Here is a 25668-nt window from a genome sequence, read left to right as displayed (position 1 = left end):
TCAAGAAGGGCCGCCCTCATGTTCTCCTTCGTCCGGCGCCGGATGTACACCAGCGCACTGCCGTTGATCATCGTGCTGCTCGGGGTGTTCCTGCTCGCCCGGCTCACCGGTGACCCCACCAACCTGTACCTGCCCGAATCCGCGACGCAGGAACAGCGCGAGGCGTTCGCGGCCGCCAACGGGTTCAACGATCCGCTGATCACCCAGCTGGCTGACTACTTCTCCGGGGTCATCCACCTTGACTTCGGCTCCTCGCTGCGCACCGGCGAGTCCGCAGCCGAGATGGCGCTGCGCGCGTTCCCGGCGACCCTGCAGCTCGCACTGACCACGATGCTGCTCGCGATCGTCGGCGCCATCGTGATCGGCTGCTGGGCCGCCTACCGCCCGAACTCGCTCGCCGACCGGTTCTCGTCGCTGCTGTCGATGACGGCCGCGAGCATCCCCGACTTCTGGTTCGCCATCACCGGAGTGTGGTTGTTCGCGGTGCTGCTCGGCTGGCTGCCCACCTCGGGCACCGACGCCGGCATGCTGTCGTGGATTCTGCCGATCGCGACGCTGATGATCCGTCCGCTGGGCGTGCTGACCCAAGTCGTGCGCGGCGCAATGGTTTCCGCGCTGTCGGCGCCATACGTGCGGTTGGCGCGCAGCAAGGGTGCCGGCGACTTCCGAGTGGTCACCCATCACGCGCTGCGCAACGCCGCGGCACCCGCACTGACCGTCGCCGGCGACCTCGCGGTCGGTCTGATCAACGGCGCGGTCGTCGTCGAGGCCATCTTCGGCTGGCCCGGCATCGGCAAGCTGATGATTGACGCGATCCTGCAACGCGACTTCGCGGTTCTGCAGGCCGCCGTCCTGCTCACCGCGGTCAGCATCTTCCTGCTCAACATCGTCATCGACGCCTGCTACGCACTGCTCGACGCCCGGGTGCGCGAGCCCGCCCGAGTCTGAGACGGCATAGGAGACCCCACCATGACTCAGATCGACCTTGTCCCGGTCAAGCCGACCACCGCGATCGTCGGCGCGGACGACACCGAAACCTCCCGCAAGCGGGGCGGATCCCCGTGGTTGCGGCTGCTGGTCCACGACCGCGTCGCCGCCGCAGCGGCCTGCATCCTCGGATTGGTGTTCCTCACCGCGATCTTCGGGCCGATGCTCGTCGGCGACCTGGCGACGAAGATCGACCTGGACAACTCCAACCAGCCCCCGTTCACGCTGACACACGGCTGGGCCAATGTCCTTGGCACCGACCCCCTGGGTCGCAGCATGCTCGCTCGCCTGATCGTGGCCTGCCAGACCACGCTGTCGGTGGCCGTTCCCGCGGTGATCATCTCGGCGGTCGTGGGCTCGGCGATCGGCATGTGGGCCGGCTACTACCGCGGCTGGCGGGAGACACTGGCGATGCGCGTGGCCGACGTGATCATGAGCTTCCCGTCGCTGCTGCTCGCCGTCGTCGTGCTCTACGTGTTCTCCCCCAGCGCCGCGAACATCGTGCTGGTGCTGGCGATCACCCGCATCCCGGTCTACCTGCGCACCGCCCGCGCCGAATCGGCCGAGTTGCAGAGTCGGGTGTTCGTCGACGCCGCGCGCACCTTCGGCGCCGGCGCCAACTCGATCATCTGGCGCCACGTGCTTCCGATCGTGCTGCCGACGCTGTTGACCGTCGCGACGTTGGACTTCTGCTACGTGATGCTGGCGGAAAGCTCCTTGAGTTTCTTGGGCATCGGCATCCAGCCGCCCGACGTCAGTTGGGGTCTGATGGTCTCGCAGGGCCGCACCTATCTGCACAGCGCGTGGTGGCTGTCCTTCTTCCCCGGCCTGGCCATCGTGATCACCACGGTGTCGGCGACGATCCTTGCGGCGTGGGCCCGGATCGCGACCGACCCCGCCCAGCGGTGGCGGCTGACCGTCCCGCAGAAGCGCCTGAGCACGTTCACCAAAATCGGAAAGCGCCTCCCATGAAAGGTCCGAGCATGACCGCACTCGTTGATCGCGACGTTCCCGCGGACTCCGTGGACGCCACACCCGTGCTCGACGTCGAGGGCCTGACCGTCGAGGTGCGCACCATCACCGGAACGCTGCGCGCCGTCGACGGCGTCTCCTTCCAGGCCCGCCGCGGTGAAACCCTGGCGCTGCTGGGCGAATCCGGCTGCGGCAAGTCCATGACGGCCACCGCGCTGGTCGGGCTGCTGGAGCCCGTCGCCGACATCGTCGGCGGCACCGCCAAGCTCGCGGACGTCGACCTGCTCAGCGCCGGCCGCAAGAAGCGCCGCGAGATGGCCGGCACCGAGCTGGCGATCGTTTTCCAGGACGCGCTCACCGCGCTCAACCCGCTCTATACCGTGGGAACCCAACTGGCCGAGCCGTTCCGGATTCACCACGGCCTCGGCGCCAAGGAAGCCAAAGGCAAGGCCGTCGAACTGATGACGCGCGTCGGGATCCCCCAACCCGAAACCCGGCTCAACTCCTACCCGCACCAGTTCTCCGGCGGCATGCGGCAGCGCCTGCTCATCGCGATGGCGGTGGCGCTGAACCCGAGCGTGCTGATCGCCGACGAACCCACCACCGCACTCGACGTGACGGTGCAGGCGCAGATCATGGCGCTGCTGCGGGATCTGCGCACCGAGTACCGCATGGCCGTCGTGCTGATCACCCACGACCTCGCGCTGGTCGCCGAGGAAGCCGACCGCGTGGCGATCATGTACGCCGGCAACATCATCGAGACCGGCACCGTGGCCGAGGTTTTCGCCGACCCCAAGCATCCCTACACCAAGGGCCTGCTGAACTCCGTGCCCGTCGACGCCCGTCGCGGCGATGCGCTCAAATCCATCGGAGGCACCCCGCCGGACCTGCACTCCATCCCTGAGGGTTGCGTCTACCAGGCCCGCTGCCCGCTGGCCGCCGACGTGTGCCGCACCACCCGCCCGGCGCTGACGGGCGTGGGTGCAGATCGCAAAGCCGCCTGTCACTTCCCGGAAGAGGTCTGCAATGTCTGAGATTCCCAACACCTTGCTCGAGGTCCGCGACGTCCGCAAGAGCTTCCGCGTGCCGCACGCCGGCAAGAACAGGCTCTGCGCGCTCGACGGCGTCACCTTGGACCTGCGGCGCGGCGAGACGCTCGGGCTGGTCGGCGAGTCCGGCTGCGGAAAGTCCACGCTGGCGCGCACTTTGCTGATGCTTGAGCGTCCTGATGAGGGCAGCGTGCAGTTCGACGGGGTCGACCCGTTCAGCCTCAAAGGCGCCGACCTGCTCACGTTCCGCCGCCGCGTGCAGATGGTGTTCCAGGATCCCTACGCGTCGCTGAACTCCCGGATGTCGGCCGCCGAGATCATCGCCGAGCCGTGGCGCAGCCACAAGGGCATCATCAAGAATCGCCAGGACCGCGACATGCGGGTCCGGGGTCTGCTCGATCTGGTCGGCCTGGGCGCCAAGGCGGCGGACAAATACCCGCAGGAGTTCTCCGGAGGCCAGCGTCAACGCATCGGCATCGCCCGCGCCCTGGCTCTGAACCCGGACGTGATCATCTGCGACGAGCCGGTTTCCGCGCTCGACCTGTCAGTGCAGGCGCAGGTGCTCAACCTGCTCAACGATCTCCAGGAGCAGCTGCAGATCTCCTACATCTTCATCTCGCACGACCTGTCGGTGGTGCGCCATGTCGCCGACCGGGTCGCGGTGATGTACCTGGGCCGGATCATCGAGAACGGGCCCACCGAGGCCGTGTTCGAGCGGTCCAACCATCCCTACACCGCGGCGCTGATGTCGGCGGCGCCGACGCTGGACGGCACCCGGCGCAGACAGCGGATCCTGCTCCAGGGCGAGGTGCCTTCCCCGATCAACCCGCCGTCGGGTTGCCGGTTCCGGACCCGCTGCTGGAAAGCCACCGACGTGTGCGCGACGGCGACGCCCGCCGCCGCCGTGGACGCCGATGTCCCCGGCCACAGCGCGCTGTGCCACCACCCGCTGCCGCTGGAAGGGAGTGCCCGTGAAACCGTACCGGCATGAGTGTCACGGCCTATTGCGTTCTCGCGACGGCGATCCTGCTCGCCTCTGCGCTGCAGGCGTCGATCGGATTCGGCATCGGGATGTTCGCCGCGCCGATCGTCGCGCTGGTGGACCCGGCGCTGATTCCCGCCACACTGATCATGGTGGCGACACTCGTGACGCTGATCGTCGTGGTGCGCGAACGGGAGTCGATCGACCTGCGGGGCACGGGCTGGGCGCTGGTCGGCCGGGTTCCGGGGACCGTCGCCGGGGCGCTGCTGCTCGCTGCGCTTCCGCACCGCGTGTTGTCGATCCTGCTCGCCGGCGTGGTGCTGGGCGGTGTGGTCCTGACCAGCAGCGGGTGGATCCCGTCGCCGCGGAGGCGCAATGTCGTGGCCGCCGGTGCGGCGTCCGGACTGCTCGGTACCGCGACCGCGATCGGTGGTCCGCCGATGGCGCTGGTGTGGCAGCGCAGCAGCGGTGCGCAGCTGCGCGGCACGATGAGCGGCTTCTTCCTGGTCGGTTCGCTGCTGTCGCTGGGGATGCTCGGCCTGACCGGTGCGGTCGACCACCGCACCTGGTGGGGCTTCGCGGTGATGGCGCCCGCCGCGGTGGCCGGTTATCTGCTTTCCACCGTCATGAACCGGCATCTGAACCCGCAGCGGTTGCGCTGGTTGGCGATCGGAGTGTCGGCGACGGGCGCCGTCGTGCTGATCGCGCGGGAGCTGCTCTCGATGTGAGGAGTGCGGCGTGACCGAACAAGACCTGTCGGTGCGCAAGGTCAAGTCCGCGGTCCGCACGGTGGAACTGCTTGAGTATCTGGCCGCCCGGCCCGATGAGCCGGCGCGGCTTCGCGAAATCAGCGACGCACTGGGTATGCCCCGCAGCAGCGCCCACGCGTTGCTACGCACCCTGGTCTGCCAAGGCTGGGTGCGCTCAGATCACACAGGAACGTTGTACGGCATCGGGATTCGCGCCCTGCTGGTCGGCACCAGTTACCTTGACAGCGACCCTTATCTGCCGTTGATCATCCCGTTCCTCGACGAACTGCGCGCCGAGTTGGACGAGACGTTCCACCTCGGTCGCCTCGACGGCACGGACATCGTGTACCTGGCGACCCGCGAATCCACCAAGTACACCCGCACATCCAGCCGTGTGGGCAGGAGGTTGCCTGCGTACGCCACGTCGCTCGGTAAGGCGTTGCTGGCCGAACGATTCGGCGCCCGGCGTGACGAGCATGTCCCGTCCACCCTGAAAAGCCTGACACCGCGCACCATCACCGACCGCTCGCTTCTCGACGATGTCCTCGACGAGGTCAGGATCCGGGGCTACGCGTGTGATGACGAGGAGAACACCGTAGGCCTACGTTGTTTCGCGGTGCCGTTGCGCTACTGCAAGCCCGCCCAGGACGCCATCAGCGCGTCGGTGCCGGTGGGACGGCTCGACCCGCAACGTGAACGTGACATCGTCGACGCGCTGCGCACCATGGGAGACAAGGTGTCTCGCGTGGTGCGCCCGTTGGCCAACGGCGACAAGTGGTTCGCGTCATGACAATCGGAGGAAACGCATGAGCACACCCGTCGTCACCGACGTCACCGTCATCCCCATCGCGGGTCATGACAGCATGCTGCTGAACCTGTCCGGCGCCCATGGACCGTTCTTCACGCGAAACCTGGTGATCATCCAAGACTCGTCGGGGAACACCGGTGTCGGCGAGGTGCCGGGCGGCGAAGCGATCCGCGCCACCCTGGAGGAGGCGCGCGCGATCGTCACCGGCCGCCGCATCGGGGACTACCATGCCGTGCTCGGTGACATCCGCCGGGTGTTCGCCGATCGTGACGCCGGCGGCCGCGGCGCCCAGACGTTCGACCTGCGCGTCACCGTGCACGCCGTCACCGCAGTGGAATCCGCGCTGCTGGACCTGCTGGGTCAACACTTGGAGGTCCCGGTGGCCGCGCTGCTCGGCGACGGGCAGCAGCGTGAGCGGGTGCAGGCGCTGGGCTACCTGTTCTTCGTCGGTGACCGCACCCGGACCGACCTGGCCTACCGCTCCCCCGCCGATGAGGCGCCCGACGCGGACGAGTGGTTCACCGTCCGCCACGAGGAGGCACTGACCCCGGAGGCGGTGGTGCGGCTTGCCGAGGCCGCCCACACCCGATACGGTTTCGCCGACTTCAAGCTCAAGGGCGGTGTGCTGCCCGCGCCCGAGGAGGCCAAGGCCGTCATCGCACTCGCCGAGCGTTTCCCGGACGCCCGGATCACGCTGGACCCCAACGGTGGATGGCTGCTCACCGATGCGATCAGAACCTGCCGTGAGCTGACAGACGTGCTGGCCTACGCCGAGGATCCGGTGGGGCCCGAGGGCGGATTCTCCGGGCGCGAGGTGATGGCGGAGTTCAAGCGGGCGACCGGGCTGCCGACCGCGACCAACATGATCGCCACGGACTGGCGGGAGATGGGTCACGCCATCCGTTCCGGGGCCGTGGACATTCCGCTGGCCGATCCGCACTTCTGGACGATGGCGGGGTCGGTGCGCGTCGCGCAGCTCTGCGATGCCTGGGGACTGACGTGGGGTTCGCACTCCAACAACCACTTTGACGTGTCGTTGGCGATGTTCACCCACGTCGCCGCTGCCGCGCCCGGTGACATCACCGCGATCGACACGCACTGGATCTGGCAGGATGGCCAGGCGATCACCACCGACCCGTACCGCATCGTCGACGGCTACCTGACCGTGCCGGACGCTGCGGGCCTGGGCGTGCGGCTCGATGAGGCCGCGGTGGCTGCGGCCCATGAGCTGTATCGACGCGAAGGTTTGGGTGGCCGGGACGACGCGGTCGCGATGCAGTACCTGATACCCGGGTGGACGTTCGACGCCAAGCGGCCCGCGCTGGACCGGGACTGACGTGAACATCGTTGTCGCGGACCCCAACCTGGTACCGCATCGCGAACGCCTCGAAACGGCGGTGCCGTCGGGGTCCGAGGTGCACTGGCACATCGGTGGCGTGCCGGATCAAGCGCTGCGCGACGTCGAGGTGTTCATCGGTTCGCGATTCACCGCAGACATGGCCGCGATGGCCAAGACCCTGCGGCTGGTGCACCCCGCGGCCGCGGGGACCGACAAGATCGATCTGGCTGCACTGCCCTCGGACATACTGGTGGCCAATACTTTCCACCACGAGCGGTCTATCGCCGAGTACGTGGCGGGCGCTGCGGTGATGCTGCGTCGCGGATTCCTCGCCCAGGATGCGCAGCTGCGGCGGGGTGTCTGGGCTACCTCGGTGTACGACCGGTCGATTCCGCAACCCACCACACTGAGCGGCGCCCGCATCGGGTTCGTGGGCTTCGGGCACATCGGGCGGTACTCGTGGAAACTGCTGCGCGCGTTCGGATGTACGGCTGCGGCAGTGACCGGTTCAGGCCGCGTCGCCGATGAGTGCGGGCTGGACTGGGTGGGCGACACCGGCCAGTTGCATCGGCTGCTGCGCGACTGCGACGTTGCCGTGGTGTCAGCGCCGCTGAACCGTCACACCGAGGGCATGATCGGCGCGGGCGAACTGGAGGCGCTCGGCCCGGACGGGGCATTGATCAACGTGGGCCGCGGCGCGCTGGTCCAGGAGCGGGCACTGTACGACGCGCTGACCGGCGGCGCCATCAAGGGTGCGGCCATCGACGTCTGGTACCGGTATCCAGCCGACGGATCAGGTTGCCCGCCAAGCGTTCTCCCGTTCGGTGAGCTGTCCAACATTCTGATGACGCCGCATTCTTCGGGTGTCACCACCGACAAGTTCACCGGCCGCGTCGATGACGTCGCCGCCAACATCGGGCGGCTGCAGCGTGGCGAACCGCTGCACAACCTCATCCCCCACTGACCGCCGAGATTGCGTCCAGCGTGGGATTTTCCCGACTTGACGCGCGTGGAATGCGATTTCGGCGAACTAGTGCCCTGATCAGTACTGCGGTTCGTGGAAGCGGTTGATGATCGGGAGGCGCTCGATGATGCGATCGCGCAGACGCGGCTGCGGAGCCGGCGGTACCTGCGGCACCACGGCCGGCACCTGCGCGGGCGGGGCGGCCGGCGGCACGTAGGCCGGCGCAGCGGGAGCCGGCGGCAGGTAGTTGGCCGGCGGCGCAGGCGGCACATAGGCCGGTGCGGGCGGGATCACCGGCGCCGGCGCGGCGGGCTCCTCGTATACCGGGGGCGGGGCCTCGGGCAGTGGGGGCGCGACGGCCTCGGGGGCCGGCAGCTCGACGGCGACGGGCTCGGCCACCGGCGGCGGGGGCGGCGGGGCCTCCGGCTCGGGCGCCTGCGGGGCGGCCTTGGCGGGCTTGGGTGGTGCCACGGGCTCGGCGGTCGGCTCGGTCACCGCGCGCGCCATCTCCGGGGCCGGATCGTCGGGGGTCAGGCTCATGCCGACCGCCACCGACAGCGACACCACGAACGTCACCACCGCGGCGGCCAGCACCGAGACCAGCGTCGCCGTCGGTGACAACCTGCGCCGCCTCGGTGCGGCCTCCGCGTCGAGGAGCGACACCGCCGATCCGGACGCCAGCGCCGCACCGCGGGCCAGCGCCAGGTCAGCCTCGTCGGCGGAGACCACCGGCACCTGCAGCCGCTGCTGCAGCGCGGCCACCACGTCGGCGACGTCGCCGGAGCCGAGCACGAAAACGGCGTCGGGATCCAACCCGTCGACCTCGGCGAGCGCGGACGGGTCCACCCGGTCGGCCGTCACGCCGTCGGGTGTCACCGCGGCGATCAGCGAGGTTCCGGGCTCGGCGATGCACACCACCACCCGCTCCAGGCCGGCCAGGTCGGCGATACCGCAGGCCAGAGCCTCGGCGGCCTCGACGTCGGACACCGCGATGACGTTCTCGACCGCGCGGTCGGTCAGCGCCTGCCACACCGCGCTGGCGGTGCTCTCCGCTTCGATGGTCCAGGTCAAACCGATCGCGTGCACCGGCCGGTCCAGCAGCCGAACCACCAGAGCGGCGGCGCTGAAGGCGCCGTCGACGGGCACGGTGCCGCGGTCGACAGTGCGGCTTTCCCCGCTCATCGCATCGTCGACGAGGACCCAGCGGATCGATGACGCCGTCATCGACAAACCGAGTACGAGGTCCATAGTTGAGCTACCAATCTTCCTGAGACTGGTTCTCGACATTACAGCGAGAGATCGCCACCGCACAGCCGCCGCCGACCGGGCCCCCCGGGGTTACCATCGCTGCGGTGACGACGCGGCTCGTGATCCAGCGGCACGACATTCGGCAAACCCGCTGGCAGGACACCCCTTCGCCGGCTCTGGGCGACGGTGCCGCGCGGCTGCGCATCGACAAGTTCGCGCTCACTGCGAACAACATCACTTACGCCACGTTCGGCGAGCTGATGAACTACTGGCAGTTCTTCCCCACCGGCGATCCGGCCACCGGCTCGCTGCCGGTCTGGGGCTTTGCGGCGGTGGCCGAGTCGCACTGCCCGGGTGTGGCGGTCGGTGACCGGTTCTACGGCTACTACCCCGTCGCCGACGAGGTGGTGCTGTATCCGGAACGGCTCGACGAGGGCGGGTTCACCGACGGCGCCGGCCACCGCAGCGATCTGCACCCGGTCTACAACCGGTACGTGCGATGCAGCGCCGACCCCGGCTATGCCGCCGAGTTCGAGGATCAGCAGGCGTTGTTGCGTCCGCTGTTCTCCACGTCGTTCCTGCTCGACGACTTCCTGGCCGACAGCCGTTTCTTCGGCGCCGACACCGCGATCCTGTCCAGCGCGTCGAGTAAGACGGCCTACGGCACCGCGTTCTGCCTGTCGCGGCGTGCGGGGGACGTACGCACCGTCGGGCTGACGTCCCCGGCCAACCTGGATTTCACTCGCTCACTGGGCTGCTACGACGATGTCCTGACCTACGACGATGTCCTGACCTACGACGACGTCGAAGCGCTGCCCGAGTCGACGGCGGTGTACGTCGACTTCAGCGGCAGCGCATCGGTGCGGGCCGCGGTGCATCACCGGTTGGGCGAGCGACTGGTCTACGACTGCGCGGTCGGCGGCACCCACTGGGACGCGCTCGGCGGCGACGCCGGCCTGCCCGGTCCGGCCCCGATGCTGTTCTTCGTTCCGGACTGGGCCGCCAAGCGTGTCTCTGAATGGGGCCAGGCGGCGCTGCTGGAGCGCGTCGCGGCAACCTGGATCGCATTCATGGAACCGGTGAGCCACGCCGAGGACCCGTGGCTGACGGTGGTGTCCGGCCATGGCCGCGACGCCGTCGACGCGTGTTACGCAGCGCTACTGGACGGCACGGTTCCCGCCCGCGAGGGCCACATCCTGTCGCTCTGACCGCCCGCGGGCGAACTCCGTCGGCGAGCAGCCCGCCGCCCGGGTGAAGGCCGTGGTGAACGCCGTCGCCGACTGGTAGCCGACCCGCCGCGCCACCTGCGCCACCGACGGTCCTCCGCTGCGCAACAGATCCTTGGCCATCGCCACGCGCCACTCCAGCAGGTACTGCATGGGCGTCATTCCCATTGTGCGCGTGAACCTTTGGGCGAAAACCGCTCGGGACACCGCCGCCGCCCGGGCGAGTTGCTCGACGGTCCAGCCGTGCGCGATATCGGCGTGCAACTGCTGCAGCGCGGGGGCGAGCACCGGGTCGGCCAGCCCCGCAACCAGCCCGCGTCGGGGACGATCGAGATCCGTCGCGGTGTGCACCCGGACCGCCTCGATCAGAAGCACTTCGACGAGCCGCGTGAGGATGGCGTCCCGGCACGGGCCGTCGGCATCGGCTTCCTCGATGATCAGCTCGGCGAGGCGGTGCAAGCGCTGCGCGCCGGCCTGGTCGGCCCGCACCAGGATCAGTGGCGGCAACAAGGCGACCAGCAGCGTCGCGTTGGCGGGATCGAAGCGGAAGTAGCCGCCCAGCATGCGCATCGTGACCGGTTCCATAGCGCCGCCGTGCCGGGTGTGGCGGGAATGGTCGAGCGTGCTCGGCGTCGGGGCGATGCCGCTGTCCGCGCCGAGCGTGAACTCCGGGGTCTGAGGCAGCAGCAGGAAATCGCCCTGGTGCAGCTCGACAGGGTCGAGCCCGTCGGCATCGAGCAGGCACGAGCCCTGCAGCATCAGGCAGAATGCGGGGCCGCCGTAGCGAGGTTTGCGAACACTCCATCGACCGCCGCCGGTGATGACCTTCGACAGCACCGCCTCCGGGCTCAGCAGGGACATCAACTCGTCCATCGGCTCGGCGTTGCCCACACGCAGACGCTAGCGCGCCGTCCACCGATCGGGGGACAAACCTTTCCACCGGCGCATCCACCGGTAGGCGGACAGACGCCGCGGCGCCGGGCGGGCATTCTTGGTTCATCGCCGGAACACTCCGGCCGACAACCTCAAAGATCAACTCACACAGGAGAATCCACTATGAACAAGCTCACCCGCATCATCGCACTGCCGCTGGTCTCGGCCGGCATCCTCGCCGGAACGCTCGGTCTGGCCGGCACCGCCGGCGCGGCGGTCAGCTCCAACAGCACCAACGGCAGCCACTCCATCGTCGCCACCCCCGACAAGCACAGCAACAACCCGACCATCAACACCTGGAAGCAGCGGCACCGCCACCACCACAACAACCACTGGCGCCACTGAGGGCCGCGCCGGTTCGGCTAGCGGGCGGCCAGGGCGACGGCGTCCGCTCCGGCGGCGTACCGGAGCCGATCGGAGGGATCGGTGGCCGCTTCGAGAACGACGTCGGCGACATCGCCCGGGGTGGTCACCGCCCCGGGCGATTCGAATGCCGCCAGGATCGGCGCGGCGAAGGCCTGGTAGTCGGCGGGGATCAGGCCGGCCATCCGCTGGGACCCGTTGCCCGCGAACTGCGTCGACGGCCCGTAGCCCGGCTCGACGAGCTTGGCGCGCACGCCGAAGTACGCGAGTTCCAACGCGAGGGACCCCGTGAACCCTTCGATCGCGGTCTTGCTCGCGGTGTAGGCGGCTGCCAGTGGCATCGCCGCCAGGGTCACACTGGAGGTGACGTTGACGATGACGCCCGACCGCTGGGCCCGCATCTGCGGTATCACCGCCTGTGTCATCGCCATCACGCCGAACGTGTTGGTTTCGAACAACTCTCGGACGGTCCGCGCCGGGGTCGCTTCGAAGGCGCCAACCGCACCGATTCCGGCGTTGTTGACCAGCACGTCGACCGGGCCCGCGGCCTCGACGGCGGCGGCGATGCTGTCCGGTTCGGTCACATCGAGCGCGAGGATTCGCAGCCGGTCAGACCGGGGGAGCACGTCGACGCGCGGGGATCGCATGGTGGCGACGACCTGCCAGCCTTCGACGAGGAAGCGCCGGGCCGTGGCGAGGCCGTAACCGGACGAGCAGCCGGTGATGAGAACGGTGTTCATGATTGAGAAGTCAAGCCGTCGTGCGACCGCCGCTCAACGCCGCGGCGTCTGGAAGTTCTTCGCGATCGTCTCGGCTCCGATAATCGACTATCCGGTGTCGGCCACGTCGCCCCACGACCGGAGCCGCTGCATGACGATCTCACTCCACACCTTGGACGACGAAATCGACTGGGTCTGTACGGGGTGGCCGCCTTCGGGATAGGTGACACCCCTGCCCATTCCGCGGTACTGCCATCCCGCACCGCGCCACCGTTGCGGGTCCAGGCAATTCCGTCCGTCGATGATCCGGCGTTTGTCCACCACCGGCTCCAGGTCCGCGGGCCGGAGCTCCCGGAACTGCTGCCACTCGGTCAGGACCAGCACGACGTCGGCGTCCCGGCACGCCTCGACCGCATCCGGCGCGTAGTCGAAGTTCGGGAACACCGCGCGGGCGTTGTCCATGGCGTGGGGGTCGAACACGCAGATCGAGGCGCCCTCCGCGTGCAGCTGGCCGGCGATGTTCAGCGCGGGTGAGTCGCCGACGTCGTCCGAATCGGGGGTGAACGACGCTCCGAGCACGGCGACGCGGGCACCCGCGAGCCCGCCCCCGAGCATGTCGCGGGCCAGACCCACCATCCTCGACCGGCGCCGCACGTTGATGCTGTCCACCTCGCGCATCAGCATCAACATCTGATCCGCTCCCGCCTCGCCGGCGCGGGCCATCACCGCGCGAACGTCCTTCGGCAGCGCTCCCCCGAACCCGACGCCGGCGTCGAGCAGGTCGCGGCCGATCCGCGGGTCGCGCCCGACCGCGTCGGCCACGAAGCAGACGTCCGCACCGACCGCATCACACATCTCCGAGACCGCGTTGATGAACGAGATCTTGGCAGCCACAAAAGAGCTCGCCGTCGCCTTGACCATCTCGGCGGTGGTCAGGTCGGTCACCAGCAGCGGCACGCCGGCGTCGACGAACGTGGCGTACACACCCCGCAGCACCCGTTCGGCATAGTTCAACCGATCGGTCTCGACGCCGAGCACGATCCGGTCGGGGGCCAGGGCGTCCTGAACCGCGTGTCCCTTGCGCAGGAAGTCGGGATTCCAGCCAAGATTGACGGCGTATCCCGCCGGGGCGAGCTGGCGGAGCCGGGCACTGACCTGCCTGGCGGTACCCACCGGCACCGTCGACTTACCGAACACCACCGCCGGCTTGGTCAACCGGGGCGCCAGGTGGTCGACGACGGTGTGCAGCGCGGTGAGGTCGGCGCCGAGTTCCCCGGCCTTCTGCGGCGTGCCGACGGTGATGAAGTGAACACGGGCGAACGTCGTGGCCTCGTCGTAGGAGGAGGTGAATCGCACGGCTCCGCGCTGGACGTGCCGTCGCAGCAGTTCTGCCAATCCCGGTTCGTAGAACGGTGTTTCGCCTGCCTGCAGGCGAGTCAATCTGGGCAGGTCGACGTCGACGACCATGACGTCGTGGCCGAGCTCGGCCATGCACGCCGCATGGGTGACACCGAGATGCCCTGCCCCGATGACCGCGATCCGAGCCACTTCCGTCAAACCCCTTCGGCATAGCTCGGCAAACACCTGTGACGACTCATGTTGACCGCAGCCCCTCTCCCGCGAGTGGTGCCGGCCGGATCGAAGCGACGATCCCGTGGAGGCCGTAGCTAACGATCCGAACGACGTGCTCCACTATCCGGTGGCACCCGCAGGCGGTACATAGACCGTTGGAGCCAATTTCGGCTCAGATCTGGACTAGTCCGCCGGTTCCGTCTCGGTCACCCGGACCGTCCGGAACCGCGCGGCGGCCTCCGCTCGATTGGCCACCCCGAGCTTGGTGAGGACGCTGTGGACATGGTTTTTCACGGTGTGGACCGCGATGCAGAGCCTGTCGGCGATGTCGCGGTTGGAAAGACCTTGCTCGAGCATCCGAAGGATCTGGACCTCGCGGGCGGTGAGGACTAGTTCCTTGGCCGCCGGTTCCCGTTGAGAGGCCAGGCTGGAAAGCCGGCGCAGCAGGATCGCCGACACTTTCGGCGAACAGAGCATCTCCCCTTGAGCAACCCGGCTCATGACGGTGAGCAGGTCGTCGAGTGATTCGTTGCGCAGGTGGTATCCGGCGACGCCGGCCTCCGCGCAGGCGACGATGCCGTCGTCATCGTCCTCGGCCATGCCGAGCACGATCACCCTTGTGCGCGGGTCGACCTCGAACACCGCGTGCAACAGCACCACACTGTCGCGGGTATTGATGTTCAGCAGCACCAGGGCCGGCGGGCTGGCGGTCAGAGCGGTGAACAGCGAAGGCAGATCCCACGCCACGCACACCGAGCCCGCACCGTTCCTGCTGAACACCGCCGCCAGGTTCTCCCGGTTCAGTGTGCAGTCATCGATGATCAGCACACTCGAATCACACAACGACCGGCACTCGGCGCCGGACGCCGCGGCGACCGGCGAACCATTGGTGATTGCCGGGGCCGGTGCCGGCTGCGTCGGCGACGACTGCCATGCCACCCCGTCGCGCAGCGCATCCCGCAACGGGCTCGGCGACAGCGGGCGCTGATACACGCATTCAGTCGACATACCCCGCCCGTCTCGCCCCGGCCGGCGGCGCACCGCGATCACCGCCGAGCGCGACCCCCAGCCAGCTGGATTTGCTGATGATTGCTCAGTTCCTACAAGTTTCGCCGGCATTCCTAACCCCCGATAGGTCAAACCAACGTCCTGACATCATCGGACGCAACGTAATTGTGGCCCACGCAGGAGGTGGCTGCGCCGCTTTCGCTGCCGCCAATTTGCAGGTAGTTGCACATGATGCTTAGTTGCCAGATATTCCCATTAGCGTATGCATATCCGGTTGACGCCGGATGATACGGACATATTTGTATCTGGGATTGTCGTTACACACAGTGGTTGAACTGCAGAAATAGTGTTCAGCAGGTAGGTCCAGTACCAGATCTGCGGCCTCGATCAGATGTCCCAGATCCGATCTAGCTCTTGAGAAATGTTTGCCAGATTTGCAATCATCCGCACAAAATCGAGAGAAGCGGCGGGCGTTGCACCTTAGCCCCGCGGCTGGGAGCGGCCCCGGTGGGCAAGCCTGGAAGCCACTACAGCGACCATCCAGCAAGTCTGCAGGGCTCTGGCAGGTGCAATCGTTGCTCGTGGACCTGTGCCCTCAGGCGGCCTCGCCGGCGTCGGCACCGGTGTCCGACGGCGCCGTCGCCGGTTCGTCGTCCTCGGTCGACTCCTCCGGCCCGTCCTGCCCGTCGCTCTCCCCGGCCCCGTCATCGACCGGGGTGGTCTCCGACTCTTCGTCGACCACCGCCGACGTGTCGATGTCGTCCGCAACGTCGTCATCGTCGGCCTCGATCGCCTCGGTGGCGCTGTCGTCGCCGGGCTCTCGGACCTCGTCGCTGAGGTTCTGGACCTCGCTGATCTCGACGGCCTCGTCATCGCGGCGGCGCTGGGTGTCTTCGTCGGTCTCTGCTGCCGGACCTTCGGGCACCTCGGACTGCTCCTCGACCACAGGCTGGGTCTTGGTCGGCGGCGTGAGCGGCGCGAAGAACGTGGAGCGCTTCGGCACGCTGTAATCGCTTCTTTCGTAGGCGAGTTCGATGAACTTGCGCAGCGGGGCGTCCAGCGCGGCGATGACCGGATCGGGCAGCCACGCCACCGGCATCAGCAGCGGCACCGGATAGGTCTTGAGCACGTAGTAGTGGGTGTTGGAGTCCGCGTCGAACTGGTAGTAATCCGAATCCCCGGACTCCTTGGCGTCTTCCAGCTCCCCGGCGGTCAGGTCAAGCTGAATGTTGCCGTGTACGAAGATGATTCCCATGATCGCATTCGCGATTGCCACTGGGTTCCACAAATAGGTCGGGAAGTCGGCCCACCCGTCGTACTGGCGCACGACGTCGTGGGTGAGGTCCCGTTGTTCGGGGTGGCGCCGTCGAAGGTCAAGTCCACGATCGGGACAGTGATCCCCTTGAAGCGCTGCATCACACCGCCGTTGGGCCGGTTCGGGTTCGCGACGAGAACGTAGGTGTTGCCGGTGTGCGCGCCCTTGTACTGAGATGCGACGACCGCGCCCTGGGAGAATCCGAAGATCACATCACCGGCGGCCGGGTCCCGGGCTTCCAGCGCCCCAACACCCTGGCGCACCGACTTGTTGAACGTCAGGTCGCGGAAACCGCCGTGTGAGACAGGCCAGAAACCGCCGTTGTAATCGACTTTCTGGTAAGGCGAGTCCGGCGGCGTCACTCCGGCGCCGTCGATCACCCTCCCGATGAAGTCCTGGTACATCTGCTCGCTGGGCAGGTAGCCGATGCTGGTGCCGCGCAGATAATGCAGTGACGCCGTCAGCGCAGGAGCGACCGACACCGCGGGCGCGACGCCGATCGCGGCGGCGCCGGCCAGTGCGACGCCGGCGGTACCGACCGCCGATACCGCTGCCTTGATGCTCTTCTTGCCCATATGTCCCCCTCCAGCGCCGCCGCTGTTCTGCAAGCCCACCGAGTGTAGGCAGATCAATTTGCTGACGCCAAGGACGGATTTTTGCTGGAACGCGGCGAAACGCAGTGATCTAGAAGCTCGGTGCCTAGAGTTCGATGAGTTGTGTACGTCGTGCTCGGACAGGCGGTGTGCTTTCGCGAGGAGGCGGCATGGGGGGATCGGGCGGGTACGCGCGGCACGTGGGGCGGATCGGTGGTCTGGCGTTTGCTCTCGGGGTGGGCACTGCGCTGCTGACCGGCACGGCGGTGGCGGCCGCGGGAACGGGTGAGCCGGGGACGCCGACGACGAACTCGTCGGCATCGGCACCGGACGGCACGGATTCGGGACCGGCCACCGACTCCCCGACAGCGTCGCTCGGCGGGTCCGAGGAGCCCGACGACGTCGAGGACGACACCGACGTCGCGGCCGACGATGCCGATGCCGAGGCCGAGTCGGAGGACACGAAGGCCGACGACGCTGCCGAACCCGAACCCGAACCCGAAACTGACAGCGAGACGGAGCCGGAAGCCGAGGGCGAGGGTCCGGATACGACGTCGCGTGCCGAGGGCGGGTCACCGGACCCGTCGTCCCGCACCGCCGCCGGAGTCGCCGCCGAGGTCGAGGAGCCGAGTTTCTTCGAGAAGCTGTTCTCCAACACGTCGCCCACACTGGATCACCGGCCCGCCGAGGACACCGTGATCGAGGGCCGGGTCGTCGGCGACCTGCGGGCCCAGGACCCGGACTCGTCACGGCTGACCTATACCGCGACCCGGCCCCAGCACGGCTCCGTCGTCGTCAACGCCGACGGCACCTTCCTCTACACACCCGACGACGACTATCCGGGGCAGGACACGTTCCAGGTCACGGTCAGCGACGCCCGCAGCGGCTTCCACATCCACGGCGCCGCAGGTCTGCTCAACTTGTTCACCTTCGGGCTGCTCGGTAGCAGCGGGCACCGCACCACACAGACCGTGTTCATCGGCTACGACCGCGCCACGGTCGTCGACGGCCTGGCCTCGCCGGTGGATTTCCGCTTCCTGCCCGACGGTCGCATCCTCGTCGCCGAGAAGGCCGGCGCGATCCGGGTCGTGGAGAACGGCGTGCTGCGCGCTGATCCCCTGATTCAACTGGCGGTGCGCACGGATTCCGAACGCGGCATCGCCGGGCTGGCCGTCGATCCGGCGTTCGCGACCAACGGCCGGCTCTACGTGGCGTACGTCGCCGCCGACACCACCCGAAACACGTTGGCCCGGTTGGTCGTCACCGGTGACACCGCGACCCTGGACAAGGTCCTGGTCGAGTCCTCGCTGTCAGCGGCGCCCAACCACCACGGCGGCGCGCTCGGTTTCGGCCCCGACGGCGCGCTGTACTGGGGTGTCGGTGACAACGCCGTCGGCGCCAACGCCCAGAACCTCGGCAACATCCACGGCAAGATCCTGCGGCTGCACACCGACGGCAGCGTCCCCGCCGACAACCCCGTGATCAACGGCGCGCGCACGCACATCTACGCGTACGGGTTGCGCAACCCGTTCCGGCTCACGTTCACCCCGACCGGGCAGCTGCTGGTGGCCGACGTCGGGAACGCGGGCTTCGAAGAGGTCAACCGCATCACCGCGGGCGGCAACTACGGCTGGCCGAGCTCGGAGGGCGTGTGCACCGCCGGGTGCGCAGGTAAGTCGGATCCGGTGTTCACCTATCCGCGCGGCGGCGGCGCGGCGATCACATCGGTGGCCGTGTACCAGGGCCGGGTGTTCATCGCCGACACCGTTCAGGGCTGGATCCGGACGCTGACCTGCACGCCGGACTACACCTCGTGCGGGGATGTGCGAACCTTCGACCCGGCAGCGGGTGCCACCGTCGTGCTGGCCGCGGGACCCGACGGCAATCTGTACCAGCTCACGTACTCACCGGGCCGGCTCGTCACGATCACACCGGCGACGTCGGTTTGACGACGGCCGTCGGCGGGAACAATGGCGCCACATTCGACCCGCAGGAGGTGGACATGCCAGGCCCGTTGCTCAAGGTGCTCGACTTCTGCCGCGCCGGATATCCGCCCACGGGCGTTCCGGCGCACGGGTACGTCCCGCTGATCGCGCTGTACGGACGCCGCGACGCCGACGCTGCGATCAGCTCGACCGCACCAGCTCGACGACGGGGATGACCCGGGAAGTCAACGTCTGGTAGTCACCGAACTGCGGTTCCGCGGCGACCTGCTTGGCGTAGATCTCGTCACGCTCAGCGCCCGTCAATGTGCGTGCCGTGGCCTGAAACGTCTCGGCGCCCAGCTCGATGGTGACGTGGGGATGCGCGACCAGGTTGCGGTACCAGTCGGGGTCGGTGTCGGAGCCGCCCTTGCTGGCGAAGACGAAAATGCGGCCGTCGTCGAGCAGCGGGACCAGCGGCGCGATGCGTTCGATGCCCGACCTGGCGCCGATGTGGTGGACGAGCACGAGCGGCTTGCCCTCGAATATGCCGCCGGCCATGCCGCCGGTGGCGCGGAACTCGTCGATCACCGCGCGGTTCATCTCGTCGAACGCTGCTTTATCCATGTCCGGTATGGACGCCTCGGCCTGCGGTCGATATTCCCGGCGACGAAATCAGGCCCCCTCGAAAGGGGGCCTGACCAGCGTGGCAGGTAGTGGATTCGAACCACTGTAGGCGTAAGCCGACGGATTTACAGTCCGCTCCCATTGGCCGCTCGGGCAACCTGCCGGGGTACTGCATGTGCGCTGCACAGCGCGCTCAGCAGGATACAACGAGGACGGTGCCCGACTACAAATCGCCGGGTGGGGGGCGGTGTCCGGCAGGTCGCGGGCAGCGGCCAAGATGGACCCCAGCACCGACACCCGAGGGAGGGACGAGTCCAATGGCGGATTCATCGTTCGACGTCGTCAGCAAGGTCGACCGCCAGGAAGTCGACAACGCGCTCAACCAGGCTGCCAAGGAGCTGTCGACCCGCTTCGACTTCCGCGGCACCAACACCAGCATCGCCTGGAAGGGCGAGGAGGCCATCGAGATCGTCTCCTCCACCGAGGAACGGGTGAAGGCCGCCGTCGACGTGTTCAAGGAGAAGCTGGTCCGTCGGGACATCTCGATGAAGGCCTTCGATGCCGGCGAGCCGCAGCCCAGTGGCAAGACCTACAAGGTCAGCGGCACCCTCAAGCAGGGCATCTCCAGCGAGGACGCCAAGAAGATCACCAAGATCATCCGCGACGAGGGCCCCAAGGGCGTCAAGGCGCAGATCCAGGGCGACGAGATCCGCGTCAGCTCGAAGAAGCGGGACGACCTGCAGGCCGTCATCGCGCTGCTCAAAGGCTCCGACCTCGACGTCGCGCTGCAGTTCGTCAACTACCGCTGACGACCCACTCAGCGCAGCACGCCGCGCAGGCCGGCCGCGGTGCCGGCATCGATCCGGTCGAACAACTGCAACAGCCGCCGGATCAGCGCGGTGAAGCCCGGCTCGAACCCGCGGAGCAGCGACGGGAACTGCGGGGCGATCGCGTGACCGGCGTCGGTCACCGTCCACCCCGACGCCCGTAACGCCTCCACCAGCCCGGTCAGCCCGTCGCGCGCCTGAGCCAATTGCGCGCCACCGGAATCCAGTGTGCGGCGCACCGCCTCCAGCCGCTCTCGAAGTCGCACCTGCGCGGCCAGATTCTGTTCGGCCTGATCGACGGTCACCTCACCAGAGGCACCGCGCCACGCACCACGCAGCCGTTGCACGGACCGGCGCTGCTGCGCGATCAGCTCGTCGAGCTCACCGATCTTGGCGCCCAGATCGGCCGCCGCGCCCGTCAGGCTCCGCGGATCGAAACCCTCGACCGTCGACACCGTGAACGGCACCAGCAACCCCCTCAGCAGTCGAGTCCCATTATCGCCGCCGCGAGGGCGGGGTTGGTGCACGTATTCCAAACCAGCCCTCGCACCGGGGGTCTCGTCCTAATGTGATGTCCCATGGCACCAGCGCAACGTGAGCCCAGAGTCGTCGTTCTCGGAGGGGGTTCGTGGGGCACCACCGTCGCCTCTATCTGCGCCCGGCGCGGGCCGACACTGCAATGGGTGCGCTCGGAGGAGACTGCGGCCGACATCAACGAGAACCACCGCAACTCGAAATACCTTGGCGACGAAGTGGAATTGGCGCACACGCTGCGCGCCACCACCGACTTCACCGAGGCCGCCGAGTGCGCCGACGTGATCGTCATGGGGGTGCCGTCGCACGGGTTCCGCGGGGTGCTGACCGAGCTGGCCGCGCACCTGCGGCCATGGGTGCCGGTCGTGTCGCTGGTCAAAGGCCTCGAGCAGGGCACCAACTACCGGATGAGCCAGATCGTCGACGAGGTCCTGCCCGGGCATCCGGCCGGAATCCTGGCCGGTCCCAACATCGCCCGCGAGGTCGCCGAGGGCTACGCCGCGGCCGCGGTGCTCGCGATGCCCGACCAGCATCTGGCCGCCAACCTCGCACAGTTGTTCCGCACCAAGCGGTTCCGGACCTACACCACCGACGACGTGGTCGGGGTCGAGATGGCCGGGGCGCTCAAGAACGTCTATGCGATCGCGGTCGGCATGGGCTACTCCCTCGGGATCGGCGAGAACACCCGGGCGATGGTGATGGCTCGAGCGGTGGCCGAGATGTCCAAGCTCGGGGTCGCGGTCGGCGGTAACCGCGACACGTTCGCCGGCCTGGCCGGCATGGGCGACCTCATCGTGACGTGCACGTCGCAGCGCAGCCGCAACCGGCACGTCGGCGAGCAGCTCGGGCAGGGCAAGTCCGTCGAGGAGATCATCGCGGCGATGAACCAGGTCGCCGAGGGCGTGAAGGCCGCCAGCGTGATCATGGAGTTCGCCGACAAGTTCGGCATCGCGATGCCGATCGCGCGCGAGGTGGACGGCGTGGTCAACCACGGTTCGACCGTCGAGCAGGCCTACCGCGGGTTGGTGGCCGAGAAGCCCGGCCACGAGGTGCACGGCACGGGGTTCTAGGCCTAGTTGAAGTACGGGTTGGTGCCCTCGGGCCGCGCCAGCAGCGGGTTCACCTGGTTGACGATCCAGGAGCCGCCCGGGGTGACGACGAAGCCGGCCTGGTTGCGGCTGTCGACGCAGGAGGTCAGGGTGCCGTCGCCGCCGCAGCTGACGGTGCCGAAGCTCAGTCGCGTGTTCGGTGGCAGCTCGTTGACCGGCCCGCCGAAGATCGGCGCCGGCGCCGACGCCCAGCCCGGCACTGAACCGGAGACACCGCTGACCAGGTTCGCGCCCTGCGGCGCGCCCGGCAGCACGCCGTTGCAGCCGTAACCGCCGGAGCGCTGCAACATGCAGGTCAGGCCGTTGGAGCTGAACGCGTACGCGGTGCCTTCGAGCACGGCGTAGTCCTTCGGGTTGGCCGGCGGATAGGCGTTGATGTTCGGGGCGGGCGGAGGCGGTGGGGGCGGTGCCGGCTGCGCCGCGGCCACACCCGACGCACTGAGGACACCGGCCGCGGCCACACCCAGGGCACCCACGACGATTCTGCTGCGCACGCTCACAGCCTAGATGTCGCCGGTAACCCCGGCAGTGTTAGCGAAGGTAGTGAGCACAGGGTCGGCAGTGGGTGGCCGGTGTGTCAGTACTGGCCCGGTCCGCGTCCGGCCATCGCTTCCAGCCGCGCGATTCGATCGGCGACCGGCGGGTGGGTCGAGAACATCTTGCCGATCTTCTCGCCGGCCCGGAACGGGTTGGCGATCATCAGGTGGGCCTGGTCGGCCAGCTGTGGCTCGGGCGGCAGCGGGGCGCGCTCCACGCCGGCGCTGATCTTGCGCAGCGCGCTGGCCAGCGCCAGCGGATCGCCCGTCAGCTCGGCGCCGGACTGGTCGGCCTGGTATTCGCGAGACCGGGACACCGCCAGCCGGATCACCGTCGCGGCGATCGGTCCGAGCAGTGAAACCAGAAGAATAGCAAAGGGATTGGTGCCGCCGTCCCGGTTGCCGCCGAACATGCTCGCGAAGAACGCCAGGTTGGCCAGCGCGGTGATCACCGACGCCATCGCGCCGGCCACACATGAGATGAGAATGTCTCGGTTGTACACGTGGGACAGCTCGTGGCCCAGCACCGCGCGCAGCTCGCGCTCGTTGAGGAGCTGCAGGATGCCGGTGGTGCAGCACACCGCCGCGTTGCGCGGATTGCGTCCGGTGGCGAACGCGTTGGGCGCCGCGGTGTCACTGATGTAGAGCCGGGGCATCGGCTGACGCGCCGTGGTGGCGAGCTCGCGCACGATTCTGTACATCGCCGGCGCCTGCATCTCGTTGACGGGCTGGGCGTGCATCGCCCGCAGGGCCAGCTTGTCGCTGTTGAAGTAGACGTAGGCGTTCATGCCGATGGCGAACAGCACCGCCAGGAACATGATGTTGCGCCCGAACATGGCGCCGACACCGACGATCAGACCTGAGAACAGCACCAGCAACAGAAACGTCTTGGCCCTGTTGGCGTGCGGATGCCAAGTCATCTAGCGAGCCCTCCTCAACACCACCTGCATGATCTTCGTCCAGACAACGACCGACCACCCCGCCCGGGTTCCGCGCGGTCAACCGTGCCGATTGATGGTGTACTGCACCAGCGTGGCCAGCGCCTGGCGGCCGGGTCCGTCGGGCAGCAGCGCGAGCTCATCCTCGGCCTCGCGGGCGTAGGCCGCCACAGTCTCCTTGGCTTTCCGGATGCCGTCGGACGCGCGCAGCAGCCGCAACGCCTCGGCGAGGTCGCCGTCGTCGGTGACCGGCTGAGCCAGCAACTCCCGCAGCCGGTCGGCGTCGGGTCCGGTCTCGCGCAGCGCGTACAGAACCGGCAACGTGTGCACACCTTCACGCAGGTCGGTACCCGGCACCTTGCCGGACTCGTCCGGGTCGCTGTCGATGTCGATGATGTCGTCGGAGATCTGGAACGCGGTGCCGACGATGCCGCCGAGGCGGGCCAGCCGCTCGATCTGCTCCTCGTCGGCGCCGGAGAAGGTGGCCCCGAACCGGCCGGAGGCCGAGATCAGGCAGGCCGTCTTCTCGTAGACCACCTTCAGGTAGTGGTCGACCTCGTCGACATGGTCAGCGGCGCCGCGGGTCTCCCGCATCTGACCGGTGACCAGCAGCGCGAACGTGTCGGCGATGATCCGCACGGCGTCGGGTCCCAGCCGGCTGACCAGCCGGGACGCGGTCGCGAACAGATAGTCGCCGGCCAGGATCGCGATGTTGTTGCCCCAGCGGGCGTTGGCGCTGGGGGCACCGCGACGGACCTGCGCCTCGTCCATGACGTCGTCGTGGTACAGCGTGGCGAGGTGCACCAGTTCGATGACAGAACCGGCGACGGTGACCTGCCAGGCGTCGGGCTCGGGGCCCAGTTGCGCGGACAGCACGGTGAACAGCGGTCGGAAGCGCTTGCCGCCGGCCTGGAACAGATGCTGCACCGCCTCGGCCATCAGCACGTCGGCCTTGCCGAGCTCTTCGGACATCAGTGCTTCGATACGGTCAACTCCGTCGCGGACATCCTGGGCGAACTCCGCGTCGCCGAAGTCCACTCCCGCCACCACGTTCGCCGGTGTCCTCACACAGCCAACATACTGGGAACCATGAACTCAGCGGCGGGCAGTAGCGAAGCGACCCGGGGTTCGGTCGCGGCCGATGTGGTCGTGGTCGGGGCCGGGCCCGCCGGCTCGTCGGCGGCGGCCTGGGCTGCCCGTGCCGGTCGCGAGGTGCTGGTGATCGACTCCGCGCAGTTCCCCCGCGACAAGGCGTGCGGCGACGGACTGACCCCGCGCGCGGTCGCCGAACTGCGCCGACTGGGGTTGCAGCCCTGGCTGGACGGCCGGATCGCCCACCGCGGGCTGCGGATGTCCGGGTTCGGCGCCGATGTGGAGGTGGCATGGCCCGGGCCGTCGTTTCCGTCGTTCAGCAGCGCGGTGCCGCGCACGGAACTCGACGAGCGGATCCGGCTGGTCGCCGTCGACGAGGGCGCGAAGATGATGCTCGGGGTCAAGGCCGTCTCGGTGGAGAAGGACACCTCGGGCCGGGTGACGGGTGTGGTGCTCGATTCCGGCGAGGTGGTGCGCTGCGCGGATCTGATCGTCGCCGACGGCGCCCGCTCGACGCTGGGGCGGGCGCTGGGTCGCGAGTGGCACAAGGAGACCGTGTACGGGGTGGCGATCCGCGGCTACATCGCGTCGCCGCGCAGCGACGAGCCGTGGATCACGTCGCACCTGGAACTGCGCTCCCCCGCCGGAGAGGTGCTGCCCGGATACGGCTGGATCTTCCCGCTGGGCAACGGCGAGGTGAACATCGGCGTCGGCGCGCTGGCGACCTCGAAGCGTCCCGCCGACGCCGCGCTGCGGCCCCTGATGAACTACTACACCGGGCTGCGCCGCGACGAGTGGGGCTTCTCCGGCGATCCCCGGGCCGGGCTGTCGGCGCTGCTGCCGATGGGCGGTGCCGTGTCGGGGGTGGCCGGCCCGAACTGGATGCTGATCGGCGACGCGGCGGCGTGTGTGAACCCGCTCAACGGCGAGGGGATCGACTACGGGTTGGAGACGGGCCGACTCGCGGCCGAGATGTTGGGTACGGGCCCGTACACCGCTGCCTGGCCGGCAGTACTGCACGAGCACTACGCCCGCGGGTTCTCGATCGCGCGGCGGCTGGCGCTGCTGCTGACGTTCCCGCGGTTCCTGCCCGCGGCGGGGCCGGTGGCGATGAGGTCGTCGGCGTTGATGAAGATCGCGGTCCGCGTGATGGGCAACTTCGTCACCGACGAGGACGCCGATGCGGTGGCGCGGGTCTGGCGGGGTGCGGGCACGCTGTCGCGCCGGATGGACGCCCGCCGCCCGTTCACGTGACA

25 protein-coding genes, 1 tRNA gene and 1 pseudogene are annotated in these 25668 nt (G+C 68.5%); 15 read left to right on the top strand and 12 right to left on the bottom strand.

Features of this window, described 5'->3' with window-relative positions:
* Window positions 1–18 precede the first annotated feature (18 nt).
* Genes ACXMYJ_RS05435 through ACXMYJ_RS05400 form a run of 8 tightly spaced genes read left to right on the top strand, consistent with a single transcriptional unit; the run spans window position 19 to window position 7850 of the window.
* A complete protein-coding gene (locus ACXMYJ_RS05435; protein ID WP_260756991.1) occupies window positions 19–948 on the top strand; it encodes an ABC transporter permease in 930 nt (309 codons plus the stop codon).
* Between the two features lie 21 nt (window positions 949–969).
* On the top strand, window positions 970–1959 hold the full coding sequence (locus tag ACXMYJ_RS05430; protein WP_460354482.1) for an ABC transporter permease: 990 nt from the start codon (window positions 970–972) through the stop codon (window positions 1957–1959).
* Window positions 1960–1970: 11 nt separating this feature from the next.
* Window positions 1971–2993 carry an ABC transporter ATP-binding protein gene (locus ACXMYJ_RS05425; RefSeq protein WP_460354479.1) on the top strand — a complete coding sequence of 341 codons (1023 nt, stop codon included), beginning with the start codon at window positions 1971–1973 and terminating at the stop codon, window positions 2991–2993.
* On the top strand, window positions 2986–3999 hold the full coding sequence (locus ACXMYJ_RS05420) for an ABC transporter ATP-binding protein (protein ID WP_460354477.1): 1014 nt from the start codon (window positions 2986–2988) through the stop codon (window positions 3997–3999). Before ACXMYJ_RS05425 ends, ACXMYJ_RS05420 begins: the two co-directional genes overlap by 8 nt.
* On the top strand, window positions 3996–4718 hold the full coding sequence (locus ACXMYJ_RS05415) for a sulfite exporter TauE/SafE family protein (RefSeq protein ID WP_460354475.1): 723 nt from the start codon (window positions 3996–3998) through the stop codon (window positions 4716–4718). Before ACXMYJ_RS05420 ends, ACXMYJ_RS05415 begins: the two co-directional genes overlap by 4 nt.
* Before the next feature lie 10 nt (window positions 4719–4728).
* Window positions 4729–5529 (top strand): IclR family transcriptional regulator, encoded by an 801-nt coding sequence (locus tag ACXMYJ_RS05410; protein ID WP_460354473.1) that lies wholly within the window; start codon window positions 4729–4731, stop codon window positions 5527–5529.
* A 16-nt stretch (window positions 5530–5545) separates the two neighbouring features.
* Complete coding sequence (locus tag ACXMYJ_RS05405) at window positions 5546–6883, top strand: enolase C-terminal domain-like protein (RefSeq protein WP_260756985.1); 1338 nt, start codon at window positions 5546–5548, stop codon at window positions 6881–6883.
* 1 nt (window position 6884) lies between these two features.
* Window positions 6885–7850 (top strand): 2-hydroxyacid dehydrogenase, encoded by a 966-nt coding sequence (locus ACXMYJ_RS05400; RefSeq protein ID WP_460354470.1) that lies wholly within the window; start codon window positions 6885–6887, stop codon window positions 7848–7850.
* A 78-nt stretch (window positions 7851–7928) separates the two neighbouring features.
* Here ACXMYJ_RS05400 and ACXMYJ_RS05395 read toward each other — a convergent pair whose 3' ends face one another.
* The gene (locus ACXMYJ_RS05395) at window positions 7929–9098 is read right to left on the bottom strand and encodes a DUF7159 family protein (protein ID WP_260756983.1); all 1170 of its coding nucleotides are present in this window, start codon (window positions 9096–9098) and stop codon (window positions 7929–7931) included.
* Window positions 9099–9202: 104 nt separating this feature from the next.
* Here ACXMYJ_RS05395 and ACXMYJ_RS05390 point away from each other — a divergent pair, with 104 nt between their 5' ends.
* Window positions 9203–10306 (top strand): DUF2855 family protein, encoded by a 1104-nt coding sequence (locus ACXMYJ_RS05390; protein WP_260756982.1) that lies wholly within the window; start codon window positions 9203–9205, stop codon window positions 10304–10306.
* On the opposite strand, the gene ACXMYJ_RS05385 is transcribed toward ACXMYJ_RS05390, so the two are convergent.
* A complete protein-coding gene (locus ACXMYJ_RS05385; RefSeq protein WP_460354462.1) occupies window positions 10256–11215 on the bottom strand; it encodes an AraC family transcriptional regulator in 960 nt (319 codons plus the stop codon). The genes ACXMYJ_RS05390 and ACXMYJ_RS05385 overlap by 51 nt on opposite strands.
* Before the next feature lie 165 nt (window positions 11216–11380).
* Between ACXMYJ_RS05385 and ACXMYJ_RS05380 the strand changes: the two genes are divergently transcribed.
* Window positions 11381–11602: a hypothetical protein gene (locus ACXMYJ_RS05380; RefSeq protein ID WP_260756978.1), complete on the top strand. Its 222-nt coding sequence runs from the start codon at window positions 11381–11383 to the stop codon at window positions 11600–11602.
* A 17-nt stretch (window positions 11603–11619) separates the two neighbouring features.
* Here ACXMYJ_RS05380 and ACXMYJ_RS05375 read toward each other — a convergent pair whose 3' ends face one another.
* The 4 genes and pseudogenes from ACXMYJ_RS05375 to ACXMYJ_RS05360 form a co-directional block, all read right to left on the bottom strand.
* Window positions 11620–12360 carry an SDR family oxidoreductase gene (locus tag ACXMYJ_RS05375; RefSeq protein WP_260756977.1) on the bottom strand — a complete coding sequence of 247 codons (741 nt, stop codon included), beginning with the start codon at window positions 12358–12360 and terminating at the stop codon, window positions 11620–11622.
* Between the two features lie 87 nt (window positions 12361–12447).
* Window positions 12448–13887 (bottom strand): UDP-glucose dehydrogenase family protein, encoded by a 1440-nt coding sequence (locus ACXMYJ_RS05370; RefSeq protein ID WP_460354459.1) that lies wholly within the window; start codon window positions 13885–13887, stop codon window positions 12448–12450.
* 207 nt (window positions 13888–14094) lie between these two features.
* The gene (locus tag ACXMYJ_RS05365) at window positions 14095–14919 is read right to left on the bottom strand and encodes a LuxR C-terminal-related transcriptional regulator (protein WP_460354456.1); all 825 of its coding nucleotides are present in this window, start codon (window positions 14917–14919) and stop codon (window positions 14095–14097) included.
* Between the two features lie 595 nt (window positions 14920–15514).
* Window positions 15515–16638: pseudogene (locus ACXMYJ_RS05360) on the bottom strand (PE-PPE domain-containing protein).
* A gap of 359 nt (window positions 16639–16997) precedes the next feature.
* Between ACXMYJ_RS05360 and ACXMYJ_RS05355 the strand changes: the two are divergent.
* Complete coding sequence (locus ACXMYJ_RS05355; protein WP_260756973.1) at window positions 16998–18776, top strand: PQQ-dependent sugar dehydrogenase; 1779 nt, start codon at window positions 16998–17000, stop codon at window positions 18774–18776.
* Between the two features lie 53 nt (window positions 18777–18829).
* Window positions 18830–18988 carry a DUF3349 domain-containing protein gene (locus ACXMYJ_RS05350; RefSeq protein ID WP_260756972.1) on the top strand — a complete coding sequence of 53 codons (159 nt, stop codon included), beginning with the start codon at window positions 18830–18832 and terminating at the stop codon, window positions 18986–18988.
* Here the strand turns inward: ACXMYJ_RS05350 and ACXMYJ_RS05345 are convergent.
* Window positions 18954–19376 carry a nitroreductase family deazaflavin-dependent oxidoreductase gene (locus tag ACXMYJ_RS05345; protein ID WP_443187872.1) on the bottom strand — a complete coding sequence of 141 codons (423 nt, stop codon included), beginning with the start codon at window positions 19374–19376 and terminating at the stop codon, window positions 18954–18956. The two genes, ACXMYJ_RS05350 and ACXMYJ_RS05345, sit on opposite strands and share 35 nt — an antisense overlap.
* 80 nt (window positions 19377–19456) lie before the next feature.
* Window positions 19457–19539: transfer RNA gene (locus tag ACXMYJ_RS05340), tRNA-Tyr, on the bottom strand.
* A gap of 154 nt (window positions 19540–19693) precedes the next feature.
* On the opposite strand from ACXMYJ_RS05340, the gene ACXMYJ_RS05335 reads away from it, so the two are divergent.
* Window positions 19694–20185, top strand: a complete 492-nt coding sequence (locus ACXMYJ_RS05335; RefSeq protein ID WP_460354452.1) for a YajQ family cyclic di-GMP-binding protein — start codon at window positions 19694–19696, stop codon at window positions 20183–20185.
* A gap of 8 nt (window positions 20186–20193) precedes the next feature.
* On the opposite strand, the gene ACXMYJ_RS05330 is transcribed toward ACXMYJ_RS05335, so the two are convergent.
* Window positions 20194–20670 carry a WXG100 family type VII secretion target gene (locus ACXMYJ_RS05330; protein WP_260756969.1) on the bottom strand — a complete coding sequence of 159 codons (477 nt, stop codon included), beginning with the start codon at window positions 20668–20670 and terminating at the stop codon, window positions 20194–20196.
* Window positions 20671–20781: 111 nt separating this feature from the next.
* Here ACXMYJ_RS05330 and ACXMYJ_RS05325 point away from each other — a divergent pair, with 111 nt between their 5' ends.
* Window positions 20782–21807: an NAD(P)H-dependent glycerol-3-phosphate dehydrogenase gene (locus ACXMYJ_RS05325; RefSeq protein WP_260756968.1), complete on the top strand. Its 1026-nt coding sequence runs from the start codon at window positions 20782–20784 to the stop codon at window positions 21805–21807.
* A 2-nt stretch (window positions 21808–21809) separates the two neighbouring features.
* On the opposite strand, the gene ACXMYJ_RS05320 is transcribed toward ACXMYJ_RS05325, so the two are convergent.
* The 3 genes from ACXMYJ_RS05320 to grcC1 form a co-directional block, all read right to left on the bottom strand.
* A complete protein-coding gene (locus tag ACXMYJ_RS05320) occupies window positions 21810–22346 on the bottom strand; it encodes a hypothetical protein (RefSeq protein ID WP_460354449.1) in 537 nt (178 codons plus the stop codon).
* Window positions 22347–22423: 77 nt separating this feature from the next.
* Complete coding sequence (htpX, locus tag ACXMYJ_RS05315) at window positions 22424–23302, bottom strand: zinc metalloprotease HtpX (RefSeq protein WP_260756965.1); 879 nt, start codon at window positions 23300–23302, stop codon at window positions 22424–22426.
* Window positions 23303–23380: 78 nt separating this feature from the next.
* On the bottom strand, window positions 23381–24388 hold the full coding sequence (gene grcC1, locus ACXMYJ_RS05310) for a nonaprenyl/(2E,6E)-farnesyl/geranylgeranyl diphosphat synthase (RefSeq protein ID WP_260756963.1): 1008 nt from the start codon (window positions 24386–24388) through the stop codon (window positions 23381–23383).
* A 21-nt stretch (window positions 24389–24409) separates the two neighbouring features.
* Here grcC1 and menJ point away from each other — a divergent pair, with 21 nt between their 5' ends.
* Window positions 24410–25666 carry a menaquinone reductase gene (menJ, locus tag ACXMYJ_RS05305; protein ID WP_460354446.1) on the top strand — a complete coding sequence of 419 codons (1257 nt, stop codon included), beginning with the start codon at window positions 24410–24412 and terminating at the stop codon, window positions 25664–25666.
* Window positions 25667–25668 lie beyond the last annotated feature (2 nt).

This window comes from Mycobacterium sp. ZZG (genome assembly GCF_054786995.1).
The sequence above is the reverse complement of the archived record's forward strand: the minus strand, read 5'-3'. Positions and strand labels throughout refer to the sequence as shown.

Excerpts from the sequence above, each read along its gene's own strand:
- ACXMYJ_RS05420 (WP_460354477.1), top strand. The coding sequence starts at position 2,986 with ATGTCTGAGATTCCCAACACCTTGCTCGAGGTCCGCGACGTCCGCAAG.
- ACXMYJ_RS05405 (WP_260756985.1), top strand. The coding sequence starts at position 5,546 with ATGAGCACACCCGTCGTCACCGACGTCACCGTCATCCCCATCGCGGGT.
- ACXMYJ_RS05335 (WP_460354452.1), top strand. The coding sequence starts at position 19,694 with ATGGCGGATTCATCGTTCGACGTCGTCAGCAAGGTCGACCGCCAGGAA.
- htpX (WP_260756965.1), bottom strand. The coding sequence starts at position 23,302 with ATGACTTGGCATCCGCACGCCAACAGGGCCAAGACGTTTCTGTTGCTG.
- ACXMYJ_RS05425 (WP_460354479.1), top strand. The coding sequence starts at position 1,971 with ATGACCGCACTCGTTGATCGCGACGTTCCCGCGGACTCCGTGGACGCC.
- menJ (WP_460354446.1), top strand. The coding sequence starts at position 24,410 with ATGAACTCAGCGGCGGGCAGTAGCGAAGCGACCCGGGGTTCGGTCGCG.
- ACXMYJ_RS05430 (WP_460354482.1), top strand. The coding sequence starts at position 970 with ATGACTCAGATCGACCTTGTCCCGGTCAAGCCGACCACCGCGATCGTC.
- ACXMYJ_RS05380 (WP_260756978.1), top strand. The coding sequence starts at position 11,381 with ATGAACAAGCTCACCCGCATCATCGCACTGCCGCTGGTCTCGGCCGGC.
- ACXMYJ_RS05415 (WP_460354475.1), top strand. The coding sequence starts at position 3,996 with ATGAGTGTCACGGCCTATTGCGTTCTCGCGACGGCGATCCTGCTCGCC.
- ACXMYJ_RS05365 (WP_460354456.1), bottom strand. The coding sequence starts at position 14,919 with ATGTCGACTGAATGCGTGTATCAGCGCCCGCTGTCGCCGAGCCCGTTG.
- ACXMYJ_RS05325 (WP_260756968.1), top strand. The coding sequence starts at position 20,782 with ATGGCACCAGCGCAACGTGAGCCCAGAGTCGTCGTTCTCGGAGGGGGT.
- ACXMYJ_RS05375 (WP_260756977.1), bottom strand. The coding sequence starts at position 12,360 with ATGAACACCGTTCTCATCACCGGCTGCTCGTCCGGTTACGGCCTCGCC.
- ACXMYJ_RS05395 (WP_260756983.1), bottom strand. The coding sequence starts at position 9,098 with ATGGACCTCGTACTCGGTTTGTCGATGACGGCGTCATCGATCCGCTGG.
- ACXMYJ_RS05350 (WP_260756972.1), top strand. The coding sequence starts at position 18,830 with ATGCCAGGCCCGTTGCTCAAGGTGCTCGACTTCTGCCGCGCCGGATAT.
- ACXMYJ_RS05345 (WP_443187872.1), bottom strand. The coding sequence starts at position 19,376 with ATGGATAAAGCAGCGTTCGACGAGATGAACCGCGCGGTGATCGACGAG.
- ACXMYJ_RS05355 (WP_260756973.1), top strand. The coding sequence starts at position 16,998 with ATGGGGGGATCGGGCGGGTACGCGCGGCACGTGGGGCGGATCGGTGGT.
- ACXMYJ_RS05435 (WP_260756991.1), top strand. The coding sequence starts at position 19 with ATGTTCTCCTTCGTCCGGCGCCGGATGTACACCAGCGCACTGCCGTTG.